The organism is Streptomyces sp. HM190, from assembly GCF_009857135.1.
Taxonomy (GTDB): domain Bacteria; phylum Actinomycetota; class Actinomycetes; order Streptomycetales; family Streptomycetaceae; genus Streptomyces; species Streptomyces heilongjiangensis.
The window spans coordinates 7429843-7452528 of the sequence record NZ_CP047318.1; the positions used below are offsets into that span (position 1 = coordinate 7429843).

Consider the following 22686-nt stretch of genomic DNA (forward strand, 5'->3'; position numbering starts at 1 on the left):
CCGACGGCGGCGGGGCGTTCAGACGCCGGTGCGGAACGTGCGCCGGTAGGCCGGCGGCGGCACCCCGATCGCCGCGTGCGGGTGCCGGGGCAGGGACGCTCCGGCGGCGAAGCCGACATGGCCGGCGATCTCGTCGGACCGGCAGGTCCGTGGAATCTCGCGGGGGGCGGGCGCCTGCGCCGCGTACGTCACGGGACCGGCCACCGCGTCTTCGCCCGCGAGCCGGCGAACATCGACCACGTCGGGGCCGGCGCGCTGCCGTGGGCCGCGCTCACCGCGTACCAGGCCCACGTGGGCACCGCCGGCGTACGGCCCGGTCAGTCGGGTGCTGATCCACGCGGCCGTCGGGGGAGTGGGCCATCTCGTCGTGCAGAGCGCCGGGGCCGGGGGCCCGTACGTCATCGGTACGGCCGGCGGCGGCAAGCACGACCTGCCGCGTGAACTGGGCGCCGGCGAGCCGGTCGACTACCGGACCGCGGACTTCGCCGCGCGGGCGAACGACGTCGACGTGGTCCCGGACACCCTCGGCGGGGACGTCAGCACCCGCTCCCTGGACGTCCTGCGTCCGGGCGGCACCCTCGTCACGATCGTGCCGACGGGCTTCGAGGACGACGCGGGCAACGCCGCCGAGCCGGGGGTGCGGCTCGCTGTGCTGCTGGTCGAGGCGGACCGGGCGGGCATGCGGGCCGTCGCCGACCTCGTCGCGGAGGGGAAACTGCGCCTCCACGTCGACGCCGCGTTCCCGCTCGCCGAGGCGGGCAGGGCACACGTCCTCGGGGAGACCGGCCGGACCACCGGGAGGATCGTCCTCACGGTGCGCTGAGCCCCGCCGGGCGCACCCGGCGTCAGCTCGACACCAGCTCGGCGTCGCGGCGCTCCGCGCCGGCCCCCACGGTCACGGCCACGGTCACCCGCTCCGGCACGGTCACCGTGGCCGTCGCCGTCCCCCGGCCCTCGCGGTTGCGGTACAGCCAGGCCACGTCCCGCCCGAACGACCAGACCAGCGAACCCAGCGCCACCGCGACGACCACGAGGTTCGCCGCGTACGGCAGCAGCCCGGAGGCGGCGACCAGCAGGAACACCCCCTGGATCGCGGCGACCGTCTTGCGGGCCATGCTGTGCGGGAGGGAGCCGTTCAGCCACGGCATGGCCTTGGCTGCGGCGACGAAGCCGTACCGCATCAGACCGATCAGCAGCACCCACGGGCCGAGCGACATCGACACGTACACGCTCAGCACCAGGATCAGGAACGCGTCGACCTCCATGTCGAAGCGGGCACCCAGCGCGGTCGACGTGCCCGTGCGGCGGGCCACCTTGCCGTCGACGCCGTCGAGTATCAGGGCCACGGCGGTCAGACCCACGAACAGCGAGACGGGCGGCGAACTCTGGAAGGAGTCGGCGACCAGCGCGGTGACCGCGCCCACCAGGACCGCCCGGCCGAGCGTGACCCGGTTCGCGGGGCCGAAGGAGCGGGGCCGGGTGCGCAGCAGCGCGCGGTTGAGGACCGCCCAGGTGGCGAACGCGAACGCCAGCCCGGTCAGCCAGCCCGCAGGACCCAGTCCGATCGCCGTGCCCAGGAAGGCGAGGAGCAGCACCTGGGCGCCCGCGCCCACCGCCGTCTCAGAGAGCACCAGCCGGCCGTCGTAAGTGTTGTTCAGGGCCACCGCAAACCTTCCGAACGTGTGTGGAAGAGTCGATCACCGCCGCGTACCGTTCCGCGACGTCCACCGCTGCGTACGTGGCGGACCGCCCGACCGTTCACGGAGACCCCCATGAAACACACAGCCCGCGCCTTCTGGCTCAGCTCCCCGGGACAGGGCGAGATCCGTGACGAGCACCTCGCCGCGCCGGCCGACGGCGAGGTGCTCGTCCGCACGCTGTACACCGGTGTCAGCCGTGGCACGGAGACCCTCGTGTTCGGCGGTCGCGTTCCCGAGAACCAGCACGCGACCATGCGCGCGCCCTTCCAGGAGGGAGAGTTCCCGGCACCGGTGAAGTACGGCTACCTCAGCGTCGGCCGGGTCGAGGAAGGGCCGGACGCACTGGTCGGCCGGAACGTGTTCTGCCTGTATCCGCACCAGAGCCGCTACGTCGTCCCGGCGAGCGCCGTCACCGTCGTGCCGCAGTCCGTCCCCGCGGCCCGCGCCGTCCTCGCCGGGACCGTCGAGACCGCCGTCAACGCCCTGTGGGACGCCCGGCCCCTCATCGGCGACCGGATCGCCGTCGTCGGCGGCGGCATGGTCGGCTGCTCGGTCGCCGCCCTCCTCGCCCGCCACCCCGGCGTACGGGTCCAGCTCGTCGACGCCGACCCCGCGCGCGCCGACACCGCCCGCGCTCTCGGCGTGGACTTCGCGCTGCCCGGCGACGCGCTCGGGGAGTGCGACCTCGTCGTGCACGCCAGCGCCAGCGAGCAGGGCCTCGTCACCTCGCTCGGCCTGCTCGCCGCCGAGGGCACCGTCGTCGAACTGAGCTGGTACGGCGACCGGCGGATCGCCCTGCCGCTCGGCGAGGCGTTCCACTCGCGCCGGCTCACGATCCGCAGCAGCCAGGTCGGCACCGTCTCGCCGGCCGCACGCCCCGGCCGCACCTACGCCGACCGGCTGGCGCTCGCCCTCGAACTCCTCGCCGACGCGCGCTTCGACGCGCTCGTCACGGGGGAGTGTGCCTTCGACGAACTCCCGGACGTGCTGCCGAGGCTCGCGAGCGGGGAGCTGCCGGGGCTCTGCCATCGGGTACGGTACGCCGCCGAGTGACCCGCCGACCGGTCGGCGCACCCGCCCCACCCGTCCCTGAACTGCCCCGACGGAACGCTGACCTCCAAGAAAACGCAAAACTCGGCTGAACAACGGGTAGGGAGCAGCCGTACTACACGGCATGCCCCGGCCCGGGGGCAGACGTACCGCACTGGAGGGTCGTCCGTTGTTCAGCATCACCGTCCGCGATCACATCATGATCGCCCACAGCTTCCGCGGGGACGTCTTCGGACCCGCGCAGCGCCTGCACGGCGCCACCTTCCTCGTGGACGCCACCTTCCGGCGCGCCGAGCTGGACGACGACAACATCGTCGTAGACATCGGGCTGGCCACGCAGGAGCTGGGTGCCGTGGTGAGCGAGTTGAACTACCGCAACCTCGACAACGAGCCCGACTTCGCGAACACCAACACCTCGACGGAGTTCCTCGCCAAGGTGATCGCGGACCGGCTCGCCGCCCGGATCCACAAGGGTGCCCTGGGCGAGAACGCCAAGGGCATCGCGGGCATCACGGTCACCCTGCACGAATCCCACATCGCCTGGGCGAGTTACGAGCGTGCCCTGTGACCGACACGACCATCGACCGGGCGGACCTCGGCAACGCCGCCCAGACGGACGGTGCCGCCCACGCGAACGGTGCCGCCCAGGCAGGCGGTTCCGCCCAGGCAGGCGGGGGAGAGCACGTGAGGCTCGGCTACGTGCCCGTGCAGAACGCGGCCCTGAAGAACGCCGCGATCGTGCCCATGTCGCTGCGCTCCGTGCACTTCGTGATGCCGGGCGGCGTCGACGACCTGGCCCGCCCCAGCGGCGGCAACGCCTACGACCGCCGGATCTGCCTGGACCTGCCCGGCTTCGGCTGGCAGGTGCACCGGCACGCGCTGCCCGGCGGCTGGCCCCGCCCCGGTGCGGAGGCCCGCGCCGAACTCGCCCGCACACTGAGGGAGTTCCCGGACGGCACGGTCGTCCTGCTGGACGGACTCGTCGCCTGCGGGGTCCCCGAGATCATCCTCCCCGAGGCCGAACGCCTCTGCCTGGCCGTCCTGGTGCATCTGCCGCTCGGCGACGAGACCGGCCTGGAGCCCGACCTGGCCGCCGACCTCGACGCCAAGGAACGCACGACGCTGCGGGGCGTGTCCGCGGTGATCGCGACCAGCGACTGGGCGGTCCGCCGCTTGGTCTCCCACCACGGCCTCGCCCCCGAGCGGGTCCATGTCGCCGCCCCCGGCGCCGACATCGCCCCCCTCGCCTCCGGCACCGACGGCGTCTCCCGGCTGCTGTGCGTCGCCGCGGTCACCCCCCGCAAGGGGCAGCACCGGCTGGTCGAGGCCCTCGCGACGGTCACCGACCTGCCGTGGAGCTGTGTCCTCGTCGGCGGCATCGACCAGGACCCCGAGTACGTCGACCACATCCGCGGCCTCATCGCCACGTTCGGCCTGCAGGACCGGCTGCACATCGCCGGACCGCAGGCGGGCGCCGAACTCGACGCCAGCTACGCCTCCGCCGACCTGATGGTCCTCACCTCGTACGCCGAGACGTACGGCATGGCCGTCACCGAGGCCCTCGCCCGCGGCATCCCCGTGCTGGCCACGGACGTCGGCGGTCTCCCGGAGGCCGTCGGCCGCGCCCCCGACGGCGGCGTGCCCGGCATCCTCGTCCCGCCGGAGAACCCGGCGGCCATCGCGTCGGAGCTGCGCGGCTGGTTCGGGGAGGCCGACGTGCGGCGCCGGCTGAAGGCCGCGGCGCGCGGACGCCGCGCCGCGCTCGACGGCTGGGCGACCACGGCCCGCAGCCTGGCCCACGTCCTCGGACGTCTGCGCCACGAACCCCGGAGGGCGGCATGACCACTTCAGCCTCGACGGCCACCACGACGACCGCGTCCACGGGCGCGGCGGGTTCCCGCGGCACGGGCGCGGGCACGCCGCTCCCCGCGGGCGGGGCGGCGTCCGCCGCGGCGCTCAGCATGGCCGGGCGGGGCGGCGACACCCCGGCGGCCGAGGGGCACCAGTACGCCCCGCAGTGGCTGGAGCTGCGGGAGAGCGCCGACGCCGCCGCGCGCGCGGTGGACCTGCTCGACCCGCTGCGGATACGTCTGGCGAACCTGCCCCGCCGCGCCACCGGCCTGGTCGTCCACGACCTGGGCTGCGGCACCGGCTCGATGGGCCGCTGGCTCGCGCCCCGCCTCGACGGCGCCCAGCAGTGGGTCCTGCACGACCAGGACCCCGCCCTGCTGCGGCTGGCCATCGAGCGGGCGCCCCGCGCGGGCGCCGACGGCAGCCCCGTCACGGTCACCACCCGGCGCGGCGACATCGGCCGGCTCACGGCGGCCGACCTGGCCGGCGCCTCCCTCGTCACCGCGTCCGCGCTGCTCGACGTCCTCACCCGCGAGGAGATCGACACCCTCGCCGGGGCCTGCGCGGACGCCGGCGTCCCCGCGCTGCTGACGCTCTCCGTCGTCGGCCGGGCCGACCTCGTACCGGCCCACCCGATGGACCAGGAGATCGCCGAGGCGTTCAACGCCCACCAGCGCGCGAGCGACCTGCTCGGCCCCGACGCGATCACCGTGGCCTGCGAGGCGTTCGCCCAGCGGGGCGCCACGGTCCGGGTCCACCCGAGTCCCTGGCAGCTCGACGAGCGGCACATCGCCCTCACCGAGGAGTGGCTGCGCGGCTGGGTCGGCGCGGCCTGCGAACAGCGCCCCGAACTCACCGAGCGCGCCGACGCCTACCTCCGCGACCGACTCGCGGCCTGCGCGGCGGGCGAGTTGCGCGTCACCCTCCACCACAGCGACCTGCTGGCCCTGCCCCGGCCGACGGGCGGCACCTCATGACGGCGCCGGCGGACACGCGTGCGCTGCCGGGCGAACGACGGGTCCGCGTACGCCCGAAGGGGGTCCGGGCCCGCGTGCGGGCGAGCGCCCCGTCCGCGCGGGCGCGCATGCGCGCGACCGCGCCCGTCACGCTCCCGCGCCGGTGGGCGACGACCGAGACGCGGCCCGCCGCGGCACCGGCCGGCGCCCGCGACGCACACGGGTCCGCCCCGCACTCCGCCCCGGCGGTGCCCCCGACCGTGGTGGCCCCGGCCGCCCGCCGCCCCTCGGCGGGGCCGGTCCGGGCACCCCGGGCGTCCTCGGCCCCGCTGCCCGGCCCCCCGGCTGTGAGCCGTCCGCCCGCCGAACCGTCCGCCGGGCACCGGACGGCGGCGGCGGACGCGGCATCCGGCCGACCGGCACCGCGTCCGCCGCACGGCGACGCCTCGGCCACCGCCGCGGCAGCGGCCTCGCCCGCGGCGGACGACACCACGGCCGATCCCCGCCCCCGTGCCGCGGGCAAGGTGCTCCGCGCGCTGCGGGCCCACGTCGGCAGCATCGCCGGAACGATCATCCTCGTGGTCGTCGTGTGGCGGCTCGGCACCGGTGTGTTCGTGGACGGCCTGCGGCGGATCGACGGCGGGACACTGGTCGCGGCCGTCGGTATCGGTGTGCTGACGACCGTGGTCAGCGCCTGGCGCTGGTGCGCGGTGACGAGGGCGCTGGGCCTGCGGATGCCGCTCGGCCCGGCCGTCGCGGACTACTACCGGGCGCTGTTCCTCAACGCGGCGCTCCCCGGCGGTGTCCTCGGCGACGTGGACCGGGCCGTCCGGCACGGACAGAGCTCCGGCGACATGGGGCGCGGTGTGCGCGCGGTGGTCATCGAGCGGACGGCGGGTCAGCTGGTGCTGGCCGCCGTGGGTGTGGCGGTCCTGCTGACCATGCCCTCCCCGGTGCTGGAGCAGACCCGCCGCGCGGCCGGCGTCCTGGCGCTCGTCACCCTGGGCGCGGTCGCGATCTGGGCGGCGCTGCGGATGGGCCGCGAGCCGCGTCCCGACCGCGGCGGGGCCGGCCGGGTCCGCGCCGCCCTCGTCGAGGCGCGCGGCGCCCTGCTGAACCGCGACAGCGGCCCGGCGGTGCTCGTCTCCTCCGTGGTGGTGCTGGCCGGGTACGTGGCGATGTTCCTGCTCGCCGCGCGCGTCGCCGGTTCCCCCGCGGGCCCGGCGGCCCTGGTGCCGCTCGCGCTGCTCGCCCTGATCGCCATGAGCCTGCCGCTGAACGTCGGCGGCTGGGGCCCCCGCGAGGGCGTCACCGCCTGGTCGTTCGGCGCGGCGGGCCTGGGCGCCTCCCAGGGCCTGACCGTGGCCGTCGTCTACGGCGTGCTCAGCTTCGCGGCGGCGCTGCCGGGGGCCCTGGTCCTCGTCGGCCGCTGGTACGGCGCGCTGCGGGCCCGCCGTCAGTCCGTGACCACGGAGAAGTACGCCCCGAACGACTCCACGAACCCCGCCAGCAGTTCCTTCCCCTTCGCGGCGGACGCCAGCGAAGGACGGCCGATCACACCGGAATCGGTGTAGGCCGACATACCGAGGGAGAGGAGATGACGGCGGTCGTCGGCAAGGAAATCCGTGGTCTCGTGACCGGGCTTCACCCATTCCGGATGGCAATGCAGAAGTATGGAGGTCTCAATTTCTCCCGCATGCATATCACTGAGCAACGAGGTCTCGACACCCGCCCGTTCACGGGCGGCCTCCCAGTCCTCCATCGCCGGGAAAAGCGCCATTCGATGTCCCGCCGCGGTGGATTCCTGGACGACGTTGCCCAGGACGTAATTCCCGCCGTGGCCGTTCACCACGACCAGCGCCTCCACGCCCGACCGGCGCAGCGAGTCGGCGATGTCGCGGACCACCGCGTGCAGGGTCGTCGCGGAGATGCTCACTGTGCCCGGCCAGCCGGCGTGCTCGTGCGAACAGGCGATGGTCACCGGCGGCAGCAGGTGCACGGGGTAGGCGGCGGCTATCTCCCGCGCTATGGCACACGCCACCAGCGTGTCCGTGGCCAGCGGCAGATACGGGCCGTGCTGCTCGAAGCTGCCGACCGGAAGCACCGCGACCTGCCGTCCGGCCCCCGCGCCGCGCTCGCGCACGTCCGCGGTGGTGTCGGCGGGCAGCAGACCGTATACCGTCGGCTGCTGTCCCCGTCCCTCCTGCCGCGCACCGGACTCCGCTCCCGAACCGCTCATCTTTTCCCGGCCTTTCGTCTCTGCTGATGCTCCGTCATTTTCGCATGACGTCAGGACTCACCAGATAGGAACCAGATCATGACAGAAAATGTTGGCGTACTCGGCGCCCACGCCCAGTCCTCCGGTGCCGTCCGCGTGGTCAACGCACCACTTCCCACGACGTACGGCGACTTCGAGGCCGTAGGTTATCTCGACCAGGATCGCGGCGAGGAACAAGTGGCGCTGGTGTACGGCGACATCAGCGGCGGCGAGAACATACTCGTCCGACTGCACTCCGAGTGCCTGACCGGTGACGCGTTCGGCTCCCAGCACTGCGAATGCGGGGAGCAGCTCGACAGCGCGCTGCGTGCCATCGTCACCGAGGGCCGGGGCGTCCTCGTCTACCTGCGCGGCCACGAGGGGCGCGGCATCGGGCTGCTCGCCAAGCTCCAGGCGATGAAGCTCCAGGCCGAGGGCCTGGACACCGTCGAGGCGAACCTCGCCCTCGGTCTGCCGGTGGACGCCCGCGACTACCGGGTGGCTGCCGAGATGCTGCACGACCTCGGCGTACGGTCCGTGCGGCTGATGTCGAACAACCCGCGCAAGCGGGAGGCGCTGCTGCGCCACGGCATCCAGGTCTCCGAGCAGGTGCCCCTGCTGATCACGCCCTGCGAGGACAACATCACCTACCTGCGCACCAAGCGCGAGCGGCTGGACCACTACCTGCCCCACCTGGACGCGGTGGTCCACTCCTCCTGAGCGCCGTACCACGCACGCTCCCGCACGTCGCACGGGGTCGCGCGGCGGCCGTCACCGGATCCTCCGACATCGGCCGCCGCGCCCGCCGTAACGTTCCGGCGGGCCGGATCGCACGGCGCGCCCCCACGCCCCCGCGCCGACTCCGCTGCGGTACCGCATGAACGTTCGCCTGTGGTGGAAGACCTGACTCCGTCGGGTGAACCGACCACGACCGGACGAAGGGAGCCGCGTACGTGATCCGCAGCGCACGGGTCGTCGTCATAGGCGGCGGTGTCATCGGCACGAGCATCGCCTACCATCTCGCCGCCGCGGGAGTGGACGACGTCGTCCTCGTCGAACGGGACGAACTCGCCTCCGGCTCCACCGCACGGGCCGCCGGCGGTGTACGCGCGCAGTTCTCCGACGAACTGAACATCCAGCTCGGCGCCCGCAGCCTGGAGGCGTTCGACCGGTTCGGACAGGACCTGGGCCACGACATCGGCCTCCGCCGGGTCGGCTACCTCTTCCTGCTGTCGACGCCCGACGAGGTCGCCCAGTTCGAGGCCGGCGTACGGCTGCAGAACGACCTGGGAGTGCCCAGCCGCCTGATCGACCCCGCGGAGGCCCGGCGGCTCTCCCCGCTGATCAGCACCGACGGGCTGCTCGCCGCCGCGTTCTCGCCCGACGACGGGCACTGCACCCCCGAGTCCGTGGTGCACGGCTACGCGGCGGGTGCCCGCCGCCACGGCGCGACCGTCCTGCGCAACTGCGAGGTCCTCGGCATCGAGACCTGGCGGGACACCATCACCGCGGTGGTCACCGGCAAGGGCCGCATCGTCACCGACACCGTCGTGTGCGCGGCCGGCGCCTGGTCCCGGTCCATCGGGGCCATGGTCGGCGTGGACCTGCCGGTGGAGCCGCTGCGCCGGCAGATCGCGGTCACCGAACCGGTGCCGGACCTGCCGCCCGACCTGCCCATGACCATCGACTTCACCAGCAGCCTCTACTTCCACACCGAGGGCCCCGGCCTCCTCGTCGGCATGTCCGACCCCGACGAACGGCCCGGCTTCGCCACCGACACCCACGACCGCTGGATCCCCCGCCTCTGCGCTGCCATGGAACACCGGGCGCCCGCCCTGCTCGACCTGCGCCGCACGGGCGGCTGGGCGGGCCTGTACGAGATCACCCCGGACCACAACGCCCTCATCGGCGAAGCCGGTTCATGCTCCCGCTTCCTCTACGCGACCGGTTTCTCCGGCCACGGCTTCCTCCAGGGGCCGGCGGTCGGCGAGGTGGTCCGCGACCTGTATCTGGGCCGCGTACCCTTCGTCGACATCAGCCCCTTGAGCGTCGACCGCTTCACGGCCGACGCGTTGCGCCCGGAGGCCAACCTCGTATGACCGATCGCCACTTGTGGCTCCGCCACGAGACCCGTACCACCGAACGCCGCACCCCGGTCGTCCCGTCCGACGCCCGGCGGCTCGTCGAGAGCGGCGCACGGATCACCGTCGAGGACTCCCCGCAGCGGATCTTCCCGACGGAGGCGTACGAGGAGGCGGGCTGCGAGGTCACCGAGCCGGGTCGCTGGCCGCAGGCCCTCTCCGACGCGGTGATCGTCGGTCTCAAGGAACTCCCCGACGAGCCCGCCGAACTCACCCACCGGCACGTCTTCTTCGGGCACGCCTACAAGGGCCAGCCCGGCGCCGAGGCCCTGCTGCGGAGGTTCGCCGCCGGGGGCGGGGCGCTGCTGGACCTGGAGTACCTGGTGGACGAGCAGGGGCGCAGGCTGGCCGCGTTCGGCTTCTGGGCCGGCTATCTCGGCGCGGCCCTCGCGGTGCTGCACCACCGGGGCGGTCTGCAGACGCCGCTCGTGCCCATGGCCAAGGAGGAGATGGAGGCCCGGCTGCGCGCCTCCGAGGGCGACCTGACCGCGCTGGTGATCGGCGCCCTGGGCCGCAGCGGGAGCGGTGCGCGGGCCGCGCTGGACGAGGCCGGGATCGAACCCACCTGCTGGGACGTCGCCGAGACCCGCGACCTCGACAAGGGCGCCCTGCTCGCCCATGACCTGATGGTCAACACCGTGCTGACGACGAGCCCGGTGCCGCCGTTCCTCACGGACAAGGACCTCGACGCACCGGACCGCCGGCTGCGCACCCTCGCCGACGTCACCGTCGACGTCGGCTCGCCCATGAACGTCCTGCCGGTCTACGACACCACCACCGGCTGGGACCATCCGGTGCGTCGGCTCCGCGAGCACCCGCCCCTCGACCTGATCGCGATCGACAACCTGCCCTCCCTGCTGCCCCGCGAGGCGAGCACCGACTTCTCCGCCGCGCTGCTGCCGCAGCTGCTGGACCTCGGCACGGGGGGCGCGTGGGGCCGCTGCCTGGACCGGTTCCGCCTGGCGTCCCACGAACTGGGTCTGACGACATAGGAGTTGCCGGATGGCTGATGACGCGGTCCCCGCGAGCGGCACCGTCCACTGGGTCGGTGCCGGCCTCTCCACGGGCAGCGGCCTGGCGAAGCTGTGCGACACCGCCGCCCGCGTCCGGCTGTGGCACCGCACCGAGGAGCGCGCCGAGGGGGCCCTGGCCGCCCTCGGCCTCACGGGCCGCGCCGAGCCCCGCGCGTACACCCCCGCGGCGCTCGCGGCCGAACTGGCCCCCGGCGACGTGGTCGTCTCCATGCTCCCGGCCCCGGAGCACGCGCCGCTGCTCGGGGCGTGCGTCGGGGCGCGGGCGCACTTCGCCTGCTCCAGCTACGTCTCCGACGCGGTCCGGGACCTGGCGCCGGCGGCCGGGGCGGCGGGCGTCACCGTCCTCACCGAGGCGGGTCTGGACCCGGGCATCGACCACCTCTTCGCCCACGGCCTGATCGCCCGTGCGACCGCCGCGATCGGGCCCGACACGGCCGCCTCGTACACACTGACCTCGTACTGCGGCGGCGTTCCGGCCGTGCCGAACGACTTCCGGTACCGCTTCAGCTGGGCTCCCGCCGGAGTCCTCAACGCCCTGCGCGCACCGGCCCGCTACATCGAGGACGGTACGGAGACGACGGCCGAGCGCCCCTGGCGGGCGACCCGCCCGCATGTCGTCGACGGCGAGACCTTCGAGGCCTACCCCAACCGCGACAGCGTGCCCTTCGTCGCCCAGTACGGCCTCCCGCCGGCCTGGGAACCACGCACCTTCGTCCGGGGCACGCTGCGCCTCGCCGGCTGGCTCGCCGCGTGGGCCCCGGTCTTCGCGGAACTCGAACGCGACGACGACCGGCGCATCGCCGAGCTGGCCGGTGAACTCGCCGCGCGGCACCCGATGGCGGAGGCCGACCGGGACCGTGTGGTCCTGGCCGTCGCCCTCGACGTCGACGCCGCTTCCGGCGACCGCTGGTCGGGCCGCTGCCTCCTCGACCTGACCGGCACGGCGGAGGAGAGCGCCATGGCCCGGTGCGTCTCCCGCCCCCTGGCCCTCGGCGTCACCCACATCCTCGACGGCTCCCTGCCCCCGGGCCTCCTCCGCGCGGCCGAGACGGCGGAACGCTCCGGGAGATGGCTCACGGAACTGGAGCGGGACGGGGTGGAGTTCACGGTGCGGGTGCGGAACTGAAGGGGGCGGGGGCGGTGTCGGGACCGCCCCCGTGGGTGGAGCAGGAGGCCGCCCAGTGATGGCTGTCCATCACTGTGACGGTCGGGATGCGCGTGCGGCGGCGGAGAGCGTGGCTCAGTCCACCACGGCCTCGTGGACCAGCCGTTTCAGGTCGGGGTAGACCGAGAACGACGAGCGGCGCCGTACCTGGGTCATGAACTGCACGGTCAGGTCCCGGCGGGGGTCCACCCAGAAGACGGTGGTGGCGGCGCCGGTCCAGCCGAAGGTGCCGAGGGAGGAGGGGGTCTCGGTGGCCTCGGGGTCGATGACGACGGAGACGCCGAGGCCGAAGCCGACGCCCACGTTGCCCGGCTGCTGGTGGAAGCGGCTGCCGTAGGTGTGGATGTCGACGCCGCCCGGCAGCTGGTTGGAGGTCATCATGTCGACGGACTCGGCGGTCAGCAGGCGGACTCCGTCGAGTTCGCCGCGGCGACGCAGGAACTCCGCGAAGCGGTGGTAGTCACGGGCGGTGGCGACCATGCCGCCGCTGCCGGACAGGAAGCGGGGCCGGCCGTGCAGTGGCAGCCCCGGCACCGTGGCGATCGAGCCGTCCTCCTGCTCGCCGTACAGCTGGGCCAGTCTCCCGGCCTGTTCGGGGGAGACCTGGAAGCCCGCGTCGGTCATCCCCAGCGGGCCGAGGATCCGCTCGGCGAAGAACACGTCGAGGTCCTGCCCCGACACCACCTCGACGATCCGGCCGAGGACGTTGCTGGCGACGGAGTAGTTCCACTGCGCGCCCGGCTCGAACTGCAGCGGCAGCCGCGCGTACTCCGCGCAGGTCCGGGCGAGGTCGGCGCCCGGCCGGACCGAGTGCTCCAGCCCCGCGTCCCGGTAGAGCGCGTCCACCGGGTGGTCGTAGTAGAAGCCGAACGTCAGGCCCGCGGTGTGGGTCATCAGGTGCCTGACGAGGATCGGCCGGCGCGCCGGCCGGGTCCGGAGGCCGGCGCCCTCGCCCGACTCGTACACCAGAGGCTCGGCGAACTCCGGCAGATGGCGGGAGACCGGGTCCGAGAGGGACAGCCGCCCCTCCTCGACCAGTATCAGCGCGGCCACCGACGTGACCGGCTTCGTCATCGAGTAGATCCGCCACAGCGTGTCCGTCTCGACGGGCAGCCCCGCGTCCACGTCGCGCCGGCCGTACGTCGTGAGGTGGGCGACGCGGCCGTGCCGGGCGACGGAGAGCAGATAGCCCGGCAGCCGGCCGTCATCGACCTGACGGCCCAGGTACTCGTCGAGGCGGGCCAGGGTTTTCGGGTCGAGGCCGGCCTCACGCGGCTCGCTCTGTCGGCGCAGTCGTTCCATGGTGTTTCTCCTCCGGTGGCCCGGTCACGGCTCACAGACGTCCTTTTCTTCATCGTTCCGTACTGATCGCGATCCATCCCTCGGGGCACGGGCGGGTCGGGGCATTCGTCCGGCAAGTGGCGCACCCAGCGCCGACAGACCGGCCGGCAGCCAGAACGCGGGTCCTGCGGCGAGCGGCAGCAGCGTGGCCGCGGCGGCCACGCCGAGCGTCGGCCCGATGTTCATCGCGGTCTGCTGGAGCCCGCCCACCACCCCCGCCGACTCCGGTGGTGCGTCCCGGACGACGACCGTGGTGGCCGTCACCATCACCGCGCCGAATCCGCCGCCCAGGAGCAGGAAGCCGCCGCCGATCACCGCCGTGGGGGAGTCCGGGCCCACCCCCGACAGCACCAGCACCCCGGCGGTGAGCAGCAGCGTCCCGGTCAGGGCCGTCGTGCGGGCGCCCCACCGGCGCAGCAGCACCGCCGAGAGCGGGGCGCCGACGATCATCATCAGGCCGCCGGGCAACGCGACCAGACTGGTACGCAGCGGGTCCATGCCGAGCACGTCCTGCAGCAGGTGGCTGCCGACGAACAGCGCGCCCATCATCGCCGCCGACGCGGTCACCAGCACCCCGAGTGCCGCGCCCGCCGTCGCCGAGCCGAGCACGGCGGGCGGCAACAGCGGGTCCGGCTCCCGCCGTTCATGCCGTACGAGCGATCGTCAGCACGGTCCCGTCGAGGGCGACGATCACCGCGCCGAGCACGCTGTTCGCGAGCGTCAGCCGGCGGTGCGGCACGGACACGGCCCGCCGCGGGTCCGCGTCGGCCTCCCGGTCCGCCAGGGTCACCGGTCCTCACGTCCGAGGTGCGCGTCGAGGGCCGCGTCCAGCAGGGGGGTGACGTCGTCGGCCCCCGTGGTGAGCTGGAGGCTGCCCCAGGTCCACAGCTGGGCGATGCCGTACAGGTTCGCCAGGAGCGCCCCGGCGACGAGCCGGGCGTCGACGTCCGGCCGGGCCCGGCCGACGAGGTCCACGAGCAGGCCGAACACCGGGAGACTGGCGTCGCGCAGCCCCAACGTGTCGCTCTCCAGCAGGTCGTGACGGAACATCAGCTCGTGCATGCCCCGGTGGGTGAGCGCGAAGTCGAGGTACACCCGGCCCAGCGTCGCCACCTGCCGCCGCGGGCTCCCGGTGCCGTCGCCGAGGGTCGCGGCCCCCCTGGCCGCGAGGTCCTCGAAGCCCCGGCGCGCGATGGCCGACAGCAGCTCCAGATGCGTCGGGAAGTACCGGCGCGGCGCCCCGTGGGACACCCCCGCCCGCCGCGCGATCTCCCGCAACGACAGCGCCTGCACGCCCTCGGTCGTCACCAGCTCGACGCCCACGTCCACCAGTCGGGCCCTGAGCCCGGCGCCCCGTTCTGTCATGGACAGTGTCTACCACAAGGGAGTAGACACTGTCTACCGCAAGGGGGTGGACAGTGTCTACCGGTGATGACGGGACGGCGCTAGCGGCAGGACGGGGAATCGTGGACCACCGCCGGCGCGTTGACCTTTCATGACCTCGGACACATATGACAAGGACGCCGTCCAGAACGCCCTGCTCGGCTTGGTCTCCGAGCTCGACGGCGGGGTGCTCGTCACCCTCAAGACGGACGGCCGCCCGCAGCTGTCGAACGTCAACCACGCCTACTACCCCGACGAGCGCACGATCCGGGTCTCGGTCACCGACGAGCGCGCCAAGACCCGCAACATGCGCCGCGATCCCCGCGTCTCGTACCACGTGACCAGCGCCGACCGCTGGGCGTACACGGTTGTCGAGGGCACGGCCGACCTCACCCCGGTGGCCGAGGACCCCTACGACGAGACCGTCGAGGAACTGGTCCGGCTGTACCGCGACATGCGGGGCGAGCACCCCGACTGGGACGACTACCGCGCGGCGATGGTCCGCGACCGCCGGCTCGTGCTGCGGCTGCGGGTGGAGCGCGCCTACGGCGTCCCGAGACGCTGAGGTGTCATCCGGCGGCCCCGGCGGCCCTGTCGAGCACGCACACGTTCCCCGAGTCGGGGTCGCCGATGAACATCCACAGGACGGCCTTCCCGGGCGTCCCCCGCGCCTCGTACTGCGTCCAGACCTCGCCGGGCGCGAAGGTGAGGCGGACCGCCGACACGGGTGAGCCGGTCTCGGTCTCCTCCGACTCACGGTGCTCCCACCTACCGCTGCCGGGGTCCGGCGCCGCGGTGGGCGCGAGGTCGTCGCCGAGGAAGTCGCCGCACACCCCGTCCGAGGTGAACGTCCCGTTCTCGCGCAGCACCAGCCGGCCGCCGGCGTCGTCGCGCCACGTGCCGACGAGCTGCCCGTCCGCCAGCAGGAGCGCCTCGCCGTCCGGGACCGGGAGCGGATTCAGCGCCCGCCCCAGCAGCATCAGCGTGACGGCCCCGACGACCAGCAGCACCGGGGCCAGCAGCAGGCACCCCACCCCGATCATCACGCCGACCAGCGCTCCCTTGCGGGACTGCTCTGCCTGCATCCTCCACCCTCCGGGCCGGCCCCGCCTCGGCGCGGTGCCGGCGCCATCATCCCCCCGGCCTGCGCGGACCTCTGCGGCGGGGTGCCCACGCGCGGGGCCCCGAACACCACCGGTGCCCGGGGCCCGCCATCGGGGGAGGAGGGGAGGTCAGGCCGCGACCCGCTCCCGGTCGTGCGTGGCGTCGGCCGCGCGGACGCCGAGCAGTTCGGTCGGGACCTTGTGCGTCTCGCGGGCGGTGAGGGCCGCGAGCACCGGCGGCACACACAGGGCCGCGGTGAACAGGGCCACCGCGAACCAGTCGTCCCCGTCGGGGCCGGCGATCTGCGCGGCGAACGTGACGGCGAAACCGGCGACGGCGAAGCCGATCTGGGTGCCGATGGCCATGCCGGACAGCCGGACCTTGGTGGAGAACATCTCGCCGTAGAACGAGGGCCAGATGCCGTTCGCGGCGCTGTAGACCACACCGAAGGCGACAATGCCGAGGACGAGGACCAGCGGGTAGGAGCCGGTGGAGATCGCCCACAGGTAGACGAACATCATCACCGCGCTGCCGGCCGCGCCGATCAGGAACACCGGCCGGCGGCCGACACGGTCGGAGAGCGTGGCCCACAGCGGGATCGCGGCGAGCGCCACCAGGTTCGCCAGCGCGCCCACCCACAGCATCGAGGACCGCGACAGGCCCACCGACTCGCTGGTGCCGTACGCCAGCGCCCACACGGTGAAGATCGTCGAGACCGAGGCGACCAGCGCGCCCGCGATCACCCGCAGCACGTCCGCCCAGTGCTCGCGCAGCAGCACGGCGAGCGGCAGCTTCGCCACCCCCTCGGAGGCGGTCTGCTGCCGCGTGAACTCCGGGGTCTCGTCCAGCGTGCGGCGGATGACGTAGCCGACGACGGCGACCGCGATGCTCATCCAGAACGGGACGCGCCAGCCCCAGGAGAGCAGCTGGTCCTCGGGGAGCGCGGCGATCGGGATGAAGACGAGGGTCGCGAGCAGCTGGCCGCCCTGGGTCCCGCTCAGGGTGAAGCTGGTGAAGAAGCCGCGCCGGTCCTCCGGTGCGTGTTCCAGCGTCATGGAGTTGGCGCTGGCCTGTTCGCCGGCCGCCGAGATGCCCTGGAGGACGCGGCAGATCACCAGCAGGACCGGGGCGAGCGTGCCGACCTGGTCGCGGGTGGGCAGACAGCCGATGAGGAACGTCGACAGCCCCATCAGGATCAGCGTGAAGACCATGATCTTCTTGCGGCCCAGCCGGTCGCCGAAGTGACCGAGGAAGAGCGCGCCGACCGGCCGTGCCGCGTAGGCGACACCGAAGGTGGCCAGGGACAGCAGGGTCGCGGTCGCCGGGTCGGACTCGTCGAAGAAGACCGTCGGGAAGATCAGGGCGGCGGCGCTGCCGTAGATGAAGAAGTCGTAGTACTCCAGGGCGCTGCCGATCCAGGCGGCCGTGGCGGCCTTCCTGGGCTGGCCGGGAGGTGCGGCGGGGACGGACACGGCGTGCTCCTTCGAGGGATCTCCCCCATGGGAGGGAGTGAAGCGGAGGAAGGCGAAGCAGGGCAAGACTGGGCCGGGCAGGGTGATGCGAGGCGGGGGAGGGGAGCCGGGTACCCGGGGGTGCTGGGGCGGCCGTGCCGGGTGCGACCCGGCTAATGAACGCACTGGATAGTTAGTAGCGGTTGGCTACGGATGTTGCGCCGACGTTTCCCGGGTGTCAAGGGGTGATGCGGAACGAACCTCCCGACCCGGGGCGGGCCGGGGAGCCGCCTTCGGTCCGCCGTCGGTCCCGCCGCGCGGTCCGCGGTCGGCCCGTCGTCCGTCCGTCGTCAGTCCGTCGTCAGTCCGTCGCGCGGTCCGCCGTCAGGTACGCGATCACCATGTCGCCGAGCATCTTGCGGTAGTGCTCGCGCTGATCGGGGGCGACCAGGTCCCGGCCGAAGAGGGCGCCGAAGGTGTGCCGGTTGGAGACCCGGAAGAAGCAGAAGGCGCTGATCATCGCGTGCAGGTCGACGGCGTCGACGTCGGCCGTGAACAGGCCGGACCGCTGTCCGGACTCCAGGATGCGGCGGATCACCTCCAGTGCCGGCGAGCCGATCCTGCCCAGCTTCTCGGAGGCGGCGATGTGCTCGGCCTCGTGGATGTTCTCGATGCTGACCAGACGGATGAAGTCCGGGTGCCGCTCGTGGTGGTCGAAGGTGACCTCGGCCAGGCGCCGGATGGCGGCGACCGGGTCCAGGTGCTCGACGTCCAGCTCCTGTTCCGCCTGCCGGATCACGGAGTACGCCCGCTCCAGCACGGCGGTGAACAACTGCTCCTTGCCACCGAAGTAGTAGTAGATCATCCGCTTGGTGGTGCGGGTGCGGGCGGCGATCTCGTCGACCCGGGCCCCCGCGAAACCGGAGCGGGCGAACTCCCTGGTCGCGACGTCGAGGATCTCGGCCTTGGTGCGGGCGGCGTCACGGATGCGCCCGTTCGGTCGTGCCGGTTCTTCGACGCTGGTCATCGCGTTCCTTCGGGCAAGGGGCCAGTGACCGCGATTGTAGAAGAGGGCTTCCCCCGAGCGGGCGGGGCTGCTATGACTAACGTACTAGTTCGTACATTAGTGAGCCGCTCAGGAGGCCCCGCTGTGCCCCAGGTCTCGAATCCCGTCCCCACGCGTGACTCGTATCTCGTCGGCCTCGTCGGCTCCGGCATCGGGCCCTCGCTCAGCCCCGCGCTGCACGAGCGGGAGGCGGACCGGCAGGGGCTGCGGTACCTGTACCGGCTGATCGACATCGACCGCGTCGGGGTCGGCCCCGAGGCGGTGGGCGACCTGGTGCGCGCCGCCCGGGACCTGGGCTTCGACGGGCTGAACATCACCCACCCCTGCAAGCAGCTGGTCCTCGGGCACCTCGACGCGCTCGCGCCGCAGGCCGCCGCGCTCGGCGCCGTCAACACCGTGGTCTTCGAGGACGGCCGGGCCGTCGGCCACAACACGGACGTCACCGGTTTCGCCGCGTCCTTCGCCCGCGGTCTGCCCGACGTCCCGCTGGAGAGGGTGGTGCAGCTGGGCGCCGGCGGCGCCGGCGCGGCCGTCGCCCACGCCACGCTCACCCTCGGCGCCGAGCACGTCACCGTCGTCGACGCGATGCCCGACCGCGCGGCCGGCCTCGCCACCTCCCTCGAACGGCACTTCGGGGCGGGCCGCGCGGCCTCCGCGACCCCGGACGCGCTGCCCGCGCTGCTCGACGGGGCCGACGGGGTGGTGCACGCGACACCGACCGGGATGGCCGCGCACCCCGGGCTCCCCTTCGCCGCGGAGCTGCTGCACCCCGGTCTGTGGGTGGCCGAGGTGGTGTACCGCCCGCTGGAGACGGAGCTGCTGCGCACGGCCCGCGCGCTCGGGTGCGCCACCTTGGACGGGGGAGGGATGGCGGCGTTCCAGGCGGCGGACGCGTTCCGCCTGTTCACGGGGAGGGAGGCGGACGCGCCCCGGATGCTGGCCGACATCGCCGAGCTGGCCGGTGCCGCGGGTGCCGCGGGTGCCGCGCGCTGAGGGTCCCGTGGACGCGCCCCCGCGCTGACGGCCCCGGTCGTCGGCAGCACAGCCGCCAGCCCCCGGTTGTCGGCAGCACAGCCGCCAGCCCTCGGTCGTGGGCAGCACAGTTGGAATCGAAGGAGCACCACCATGCGCACAGCCATCGCCACCGTCTCCCTCAGCGGGTCCCTCACCGAGAAGCTCACGGCCGCCGCGCGGGCCGGGTTCGACGGGGTGGAGATCTTCGAGAACGACCTGCTGGCCAGCCCGCTCTCCCCGGAGGAGATCCGGGCCCGGTGCGCGGACCTGGGACTGGGCATCGACCTGTACCAGCCGATGCGGGACATCGAGGCCGTGCCCGCGGACGTGTTCGAACAGAACCTGCGGCGGGCCCGGCACAAGTTCGAGCTGATGCGGCGGCTGGGCGCCGACACGGTCCTGGTGTGCTCCAGCGTCCACCCGCTCGCCGAGGACGACGACGCCCTCGCCGCCGGGCAGCTCCACCGGCTCGCCGGCCTCGCCCAGGACTTCGGGATCCGCGTCGCGTACGAGGCGCTGGCCTGGGGGCGGCACGTCAGCACGTACGACCACGCCTGGCGCATCGTCGAGGCGGCCGACCACCCCGCGCTCGGCACCTGCCTCGACAGCTTCCACATCCTCGCCCGGGGCTCCGACCCCAAGGGCATCGAGGACATCCCCGGCGAGAAGATCTTCTTCCTGCAGCTGGCCGACGCCCCGCTGATGGCGATGGACGTGCTCCAGTGGAGCCGCCACTACCGCTGCTTCCCCGGCCAGGGCGGCTTCGACCTCGCGGGCCTCGTCCGGCACGTGCGGGCGGCCGGATACCGGGGCCCGCTGTCCCTGGAGGTCTTCAACGACGTGTTCCGGCAGGCCGAGGCGGGCCCCACCGCCGTCGACGCCCACCGCTCCCTGCTGATGCTCCAGGAGGCGGCGGGCCTGGCCACGCTGCCGGAACCCGTGGTGCCCACCGGCGTCGCGTTCACCGAACTCGTCACCCCCGACGCCGAGCCCGTGGCCGCGCTGCTCGGCGCCCTCGGCTTCGCCCGCACCGCCCGCCACCGCAGCAAGCCGGTGGACCTGTGGCGGCAGGGCGAGGCACGGGTGCTGGTCAACACCGGCCCGGCGGCCCGCCGCGACGGCACCCAGCTCGCCGCGATCGGCCTGGAGTCACCGGACCCGGCGGGCGCCGCCCGCCGCGCGGAGGCCCTGCTCGCCCCGGTGCTGCCCCGCCGCCGCGCCCCGCAGGACACCGCTCTCGACGCGGTCGCCGCCCCGGACGGCACCGAACTCTTCTTCTGCGCCACCGACCGCCCCGAACTCCCCAGCTGGACGGACGACTTCCGTGCCGTGCCGCACGCGGAGCCCGCCCGCCACCTCCACCGTGTGGACCACCTCGCCCTCACCCAGCCCTGGCACCAGTTCGACGAGGCGGCCCTCTTCCACCGGACCGTGCTCGGCCTGCCCGCCCGCGAGAGCGTCGACGTCGCCGACCCCTACGGCCTGTTCCGCAGCCGCCCCGTCAGCAACGCCGACGGCAGCGTCCGGATCGCCCTGAGTGTCGGCCCGGCCCCCACGGACGACTCCGCCCGCGCCCAGCACATCGCCCTCGCGACGGACGACGTGGTGACCGCGGCCCGCGCCTTCCGCAGTGCCGGGGGCCGGCTGCTGGCCGTCCCCGCCAACTACTACGACGACCTGGCCGCCCGCTTCGAGTTCGCCGACGGCGAGCTGGAGACGTACCGCGAGCTGGGCATCCTCTACGACCGCGACGCGGACGGCACGTTCCGCCACTGCTACACCGAGACCGTCGGCCGCGTCTTCTTCGAACTCGTCCAACGCGACAGCGCCTACCGGGGCTACGGCGCCCAGAACGCCCCCGTACGCCTCGCCGCCCAGCACGGCCGGCGCTCGGTCGGATGACGCGAACCGTGAACGACCGGAGCACACCCGACCCCACCGCTGTCCGTCGAACGAGGCAGCGCGGGATCGTCCGGAGGAGCGACGAGCGGCTTGCCCCGCTCTTCCTACGATGAAGCCGATCCCTCCGACCGGCCGCACACGCGCGTGGCGTGGCTCCGACACGGGCGGGCTCGCGACGCTGAAGGACCGCCGCCGCTGCCTCCCCGCTCACCGACGGCCGGCGGTGAGCGTCGGGCGGAGGACCGGGTCGAGCGCCGGGGCCTCGTCGGCCCTCAGGGGCGCGAGACGGTGACACACACAGCCCCGCCGCGTCGGCGCGACCGGTCACCACCCACCCGCACCCGCACCAGATCCCCGGCCCCCGGCCCCCCGGCCCCAGCCTCGGCGGGCTACTCCTTCGTCGACTCCACCGCGTGCCCCCCGAACTGGTTGCGCAGCGCCGCCACCATCTTCATCTGCGGGGAGTCGTCCTGGCGGGACGCGAAGCGGGCGAACAGGGACGCGGTGATCGCCGGCAGCGGTACCGCGTTGTCGACGGCGGCCTCGACCGTCCACCGGCCCTCCCCGGAGTCCTCGGCGTAGCCGCGCAGCTTCTCCAGGTGCTCGTCGGCGTCCAGCGCGTTGACCGCGAGGTCCAGCAGCCAGGAACGGATGACCGTCCCCTCCTGCCAGGACCGGAACACCTCACGGACGTCGGTCACCGAGTCGACGGCCTCCAGCAGCTCCCAGCCCTCGGCGTACGCCTGCATCATGGCGTACTCGATGCCGTTGTGGACCATCTTGGAGAAGTGCCCGGCGCCGACCTTGCCCGCGTGGACGTACCCGTACGGCCCCTCCGGCTTGAGCGCCTCGAAGACCGGCTGGAGACGGTCCACGTGCTCCTTGTCGCCGCCGACCATCAGCGCGTAGCCGTTCTCCAGGCCCCACACACCGCCCGAGACGCCCGCGTCGACGAAGCCGATGCCCTTGGCGCCCAGCTGCTCGGCGTGCTTCTCGTCGTCCGTCCAGCGGGAGTTGCCGCCGTCGACGACGGTGTCGCCGGCCGACAGCAGGTCCGCCAACTCGTCCACGACGGACTGGGTGGGGCCGCCGGCGGGGACCATCACCCAGACCGTGCGCGGCGCGTCGAGCCGCTCGACCAGTTCGGCCAGACTGCCCACGTCGGAGACATCGGGGTTGCGGTCGTAACCGATGACGGTGTGGCCCGCGCGGCGGATCCGCTCGCGCATGTTCCCGCCCATCTTGCCGAGACCGATGAGACCGAGCTGCAT

22 protein-coding genes and 2 pseudogenes are annotated in these 22686 nt (G+C 73.6%); 13 read left to right on the plus strand and 11 right to left on the minus strand.

Annotation, left to right across the window (positions count from 1 at the left end; translation table 11 throughout):
• Positions 1-18: 18 nt before the first annotated feature.
• Positions 19-163, minus strand: a pseudogene (locus GSY65_RS31800) (AraC family transcriptional regulator); the annotation flags it as partial.
• Between GSY65_RS31800 and GSY65_RS31805 the strand changes: the two are divergent.
• Positions 164-823, plus strand: a pseudogene (locus tag GSY65_RS31805) (NADP-dependent oxidoreductase); the annotation flags it as partial. It lies immediately after the preceding pseudogene.
• A gap of 22 nt (positions 824-845) precedes the next feature.
• Here GSY65_RS31805 and GSY65_RS31810 read toward each other — a convergent pair.
• Positions 846-1664, minus strand: coding sequence for a CDP-alcohol phosphatidyltransferase family protein (locus tag GSY65_RS31810; RefSeq protein ID WP_159775034.1), 819 nt, complete (start codon positions 1662-1664; stop codon positions 846-848).
• Positions 1665-1772: 108 nt separating this feature from the next.
• Here GSY65_RS31810 and GSY65_RS31815 point away from each other — a divergent pair, with 108 nt between their 5' ends.
• The 5 genes from GSY65_RS31815 to GSY65_RS31835 all read left to right on the plus strand — a co-directional run bounded on the left by GSY65_RS31815 (position 1773) and on the right by GSY65_RS31835 (position 7131).
• Entirely contained in the window at positions 1773-2753 is a 981-nt protein-coding gene (locus GSY65_RS31815; RefSeq protein WP_159775036.1) for a zinc-dependent alcohol dehydrogenase, read from the plus strand.
• 166 nt (positions 2754-2919) lie between these two features.
• Positions 2920-3318 (plus strand): 6-pyruvoyl trahydropterin synthase family protein, encoded by a 399-nt coding sequence (locus tag GSY65_RS31820; RefSeq protein ID WP_159775038.1) that lies wholly within the window; start codon positions 2920-2922, stop codon positions 3316-3318.
• The gene (locus tag GSY65_RS31825) at positions 3315-4592 is read left to right on the plus strand and encodes a glycosyltransferase family 4 protein (protein WP_443043276.1); all 1278 of its coding nucleotides are present in this window, start codon (positions 3315-3317) and stop codon (positions 4590-4592) included. The genes GSY65_RS31820 and GSY65_RS31825 overlap by 4 nt, the downstream gene beginning before the upstream one ends.
• Complete coding sequence (locus GSY65_RS31830; protein ID WP_236580145.1) at positions 4589-5578, plus strand: class I SAM-dependent methyltransferase; 990 nt, start codon at positions 4589-4591, stop codon at positions 5576-5578. The genes GSY65_RS31825 and GSY65_RS31830 overlap by 4 nt, the downstream gene beginning before the upstream one ends.
• Positions 5579-5820: 242 nt before the next feature.
• Positions 5821-7131: a lysylphosphatidylglycerol synthase domain-containing protein gene (locus tag GSY65_RS31835; RefSeq protein ID WP_443043311.1), complete on the plus strand. Its 1311-nt coding sequence runs from the start codon at positions 5821-5823 to the stop codon at positions 7129-7131.
• On the opposite strand, the gene GSY65_RS31840 is transcribed toward GSY65_RS31835, so the two are convergent.
• Positions 7014-7796 carry a creatininase family protein gene (locus tag GSY65_RS31840; RefSeq protein WP_159775042.1) on the minus strand — a complete coding sequence of 261 codons (783 nt, stop codon included), beginning with the start codon at positions 7794-7796 and terminating at the stop codon, positions 7014-7016. The two genes, GSY65_RS31835 and GSY65_RS31840, sit on opposite strands and share 118 nt — an antisense overlap.
• Before the next feature lie 78 nt (positions 7797-7874).
• On the opposite strand from GSY65_RS31840, the gene ribA reads away from it, so the two are divergent.
• The 4 genes from ribA to GSY65_RS31860 all read left to right on the plus strand — a co-directional run bounded on the left by ribA (position 7875) and on the right by GSY65_RS31860 (position 12115).
• Positions 7875-8534 (plus strand): GTP cyclohydrolase II, encoded by a 660-nt coding sequence (gene ribA / locus GSY65_RS31845; RefSeq protein ID WP_159775044.1) that lies wholly within the window; start codon positions 7875-7877, stop codon positions 8532-8534.
• Between the two features lie 233 nt (positions 8535-8767).
• The gene (locus tag GSY65_RS31850; RefSeq protein WP_159775046.1) at positions 8768-9913 is read left to right on the plus strand and encodes an NAD(P)/FAD-dependent oxidoreductase; all 1146 of its coding nucleotides are present in this window, start codon (positions 8768-8770) and stop codon (positions 9911-9913) included.
• Positions 9910-10947 (plus strand): saccharopine dehydrogenase, encoded by a 1038-nt coding sequence (locus GSY65_RS31855; protein WP_159775048.1) that lies wholly within the window; start codon positions 9910-9912, stop codon positions 10945-10947. The genes GSY65_RS31850 and GSY65_RS31855 overlap by 4 nt, the downstream gene beginning before the upstream one ends.
• A gap of 10 nt (positions 10948-10957) precedes the next feature.
• Positions 10958-12115 carry a saccharopine dehydrogenase family protein gene (locus GSY65_RS31860; protein WP_159775050.1) on the plus strand — a complete coding sequence of 386 codons (1158 nt, stop codon included), beginning with the start codon at positions 10958-10960 and terminating at the stop codon, positions 12113-12115.
• A gap of 114 nt (positions 12116-12229) precedes the next feature.
• On the opposite strand, the gene GSY65_RS31865 is transcribed toward GSY65_RS31860, so the two are convergent.
• From GSY65_RS31865 to GSY65_RS31880, 4 genes are read right to left on the minus strand one after another with little or no spacing between them, the layout of a single operon-like run.
• A complete protein-coding gene (locus tag GSY65_RS31865) occupies positions 12230-13456 on the minus strand; it encodes a serine hydrolase domain-containing protein (RefSeq protein ID WP_159775052.1) in 1227 nt (408 codons plus the stop codon).
• 24 nt (positions 13457-13480) lie between these two features.
• Complete coding sequence (locus GSY65_RS31870) at positions 13481-14116, minus strand: MFS transporter (RefSeq protein ID WP_236580146.1); 636 nt, start codon at positions 14114-14116, stop codon at positions 13481-13483.
• Between the two features lie 22 nt (positions 14117-14138).
• Entirely contained in the window at positions 14139-14285 is a 147-nt protein-coding gene (locus GSY65_RS31875) for a hypothetical protein (protein ID WP_159775054.1), read from the minus strand.
• Positions 14282-14860 (minus strand): TetR/AcrR family transcriptional regulator, encoded by a 579-nt coding sequence (locus GSY65_RS31880; RefSeq protein WP_159775056.1) that lies wholly within the window; start codon positions 14858-14860, stop codon positions 14282-14284. Before GSY65_RS31880 ends, GSY65_RS31875 begins: the two co-directional genes overlap by 4 nt.
• Positions 14861-14990: 130 nt before the next feature.
• Here GSY65_RS31880 and GSY65_RS31885 point away from each other — a divergent pair, with 130 nt between their 5' ends.
• Positions 14991-15443, plus strand: a complete 453-nt coding sequence (locus GSY65_RS31885; RefSeq protein WP_159775058.1) for a TIGR03618 family F420-dependent PPOX class oxidoreductase — start codon at positions 14991-14993, stop codon at positions 15441-15443.
• A 4-nt stretch (positions 15444-15447) separates the two neighbouring features.
• Here the strand turns inward: GSY65_RS31885 and GSY65_RS31890 are convergent, their stop codons facing one another.
• The 3 genes from GSY65_RS31890 to GSY65_RS31900 all read right to left on the minus strand — a co-directional run bounded on the left by GSY65_RS31890 (position 15448) and on the right by GSY65_RS31900 (position 18460).
• Complete coding sequence (locus tag GSY65_RS31890; RefSeq protein ID WP_236580147.1) at positions 15448-15963, minus strand: hypothetical protein; 516 nt, start codon at positions 15961-15963, stop codon at positions 15448-15450.
• 147 nt (positions 15964-16110) lie between these two features.
• Positions 16111-17454, minus strand: coding sequence for an MFS transporter (locus GSY65_RS31895; protein ID WP_159775060.1), 1344 nt, complete (start codon positions 17452-17454; stop codon positions 16111-16113).
• A gap of 340 nt (positions 17455-17794) precedes the next feature.
• Positions 17795-18460, minus strand: a complete 666-nt coding sequence (locus GSY65_RS31900; protein WP_159775062.1) for a TetR/AcrR family transcriptional regulator — start codon at positions 18458-18460, stop codon at positions 17795-17797.
• 123 nt (positions 18461-18583) lie between these two features.
• On the opposite strand from GSY65_RS31900, the gene GSY65_RS31905 reads away from it, so the two are divergent.
• Positions 18584-19492 carry a shikimate dehydrogenase gene (locus GSY65_RS31905; RefSeq protein ID WP_159775064.1) on the plus strand — a complete coding sequence of 303 codons (909 nt, stop codon included), beginning with the start codon at positions 18584-18586 and terminating at the stop codon, positions 19490-19492.
• A 132-nt stretch (positions 19493-19624) separates the two neighbouring features.
• Entirely contained in the window at positions 19625-21415 is a 1791-nt protein-coding gene (locus tag GSY65_RS31910) for a bifunctional sugar phosphate isomerase/epimerase/4-hydroxyphenylpyruvate dioxygenase family protein (RefSeq protein WP_159775066.1), read from the plus strand.
• 389 nt (positions 21416-21804) lie between these two features.
• Here the strand turns inward: GSY65_RS31910 and gnd are convergent, their stop codons facing one another.
• Complete coding sequence (gene gnd / locus GSY65_RS31915) at positions 21805-22686, minus strand: phosphogluconate dehydrogenase (NAD(+)-dependent, decarboxylating) (RefSeq protein WP_159775068.1); 882 nt, start codon at positions 22684-22686, stop codon at positions 21805-21807.

Excerpts from the sequence above, each read along its gene's own strand:
- GSY65_RS31815 (WP_159775036.1), top strand. The coding sequence starts at position 1,773 with ATGAAACACACAGCCCGCGCCTTCTGGCTCAGCTCCCCGGGACAGGGC.
- GSY65_RS31830 (WP_236580145.1), top strand. The coding sequence starts at position 4,589 with ATGACCACTTCAGCCTCGACGGCCACCACGACGACCGCGTCCACGGGC.
- GSY65_RS31840 (WP_159775042.1), bottom strand. The coding sequence starts at position 7,796 with ATGAGCGGTTCGGGAGCGGAGTCCGGTGCGCGGCAGGAGGGACGGGGA.
- ribA (WP_159775044.1), top strand. The coding sequence starts at position 7,875 with ATGACAGAAAATGTTGGCGTACTCGGCGCCCACGCCCAGTCCTCCGGT.
- GSY65_RS31855 (WP_159775048.1), top strand. The coding sequence starts at position 9,910 with ATGACCGATCGCCACTTGTGGCTCCGCCACGAGACCCGTACCACCGAA.
- GSY65_RS31860 (WP_159775050.1), top strand. The coding sequence starts at position 10,958 with ATGGCTGATGACGCGGTCCCCGCGAGCGGCACCGTCCACTGGGTCGGT.
- GSY65_RS31865 (WP_159775052.1), bottom strand. The coding sequence starts at position 13,456 with ATGGAACGACTGCGCCGACAGAGCGAGCCGCGTGAGGCCGGCCTCGAC.
- GSY65_RS31880 (WP_159775056.1), bottom strand. The coding sequence starts at position 14,860 with ATGACAGAACGGGGCGCCGGGCTCAGGGCCCGACTGGTGGACGTGGGC.
- GSY65_RS31885 (WP_159775058.1), top strand. The coding sequence starts at position 14,991 with ATGACCTCGGACACATATGACAAGGACGCCGTCCAGAACGCCCTGCTC.
- GSY65_RS31890 (WP_236580147.1), bottom strand. The coding sequence starts at position 15,963 with ATGCAGGCAGAGCAGTCCCGCAAGGGAGCGCTGGTCGGCGTGATGATC.
- GSY65_RS31900 (WP_159775062.1), bottom strand. The coding sequence starts at position 18,460 with ATGACCAGCGTCGAAGAACCGGCACGACCGAACGGGCGCATCCGTGAC.
- GSY65_RS31910 (WP_159775066.1), top strand. The coding sequence starts at position 19,625 with ATGCGCACAGCCATCGCCACCGTCTCCCTCAGCGGGTCCCTCACCGAG.
- gnd (WP_159775068.1), bottom strand. The coding sequence starts at position 22,686 with ATGCAGCTCGGTCTCATCGGTCTCGGCAAGATGGGCGGGAACATGCGC.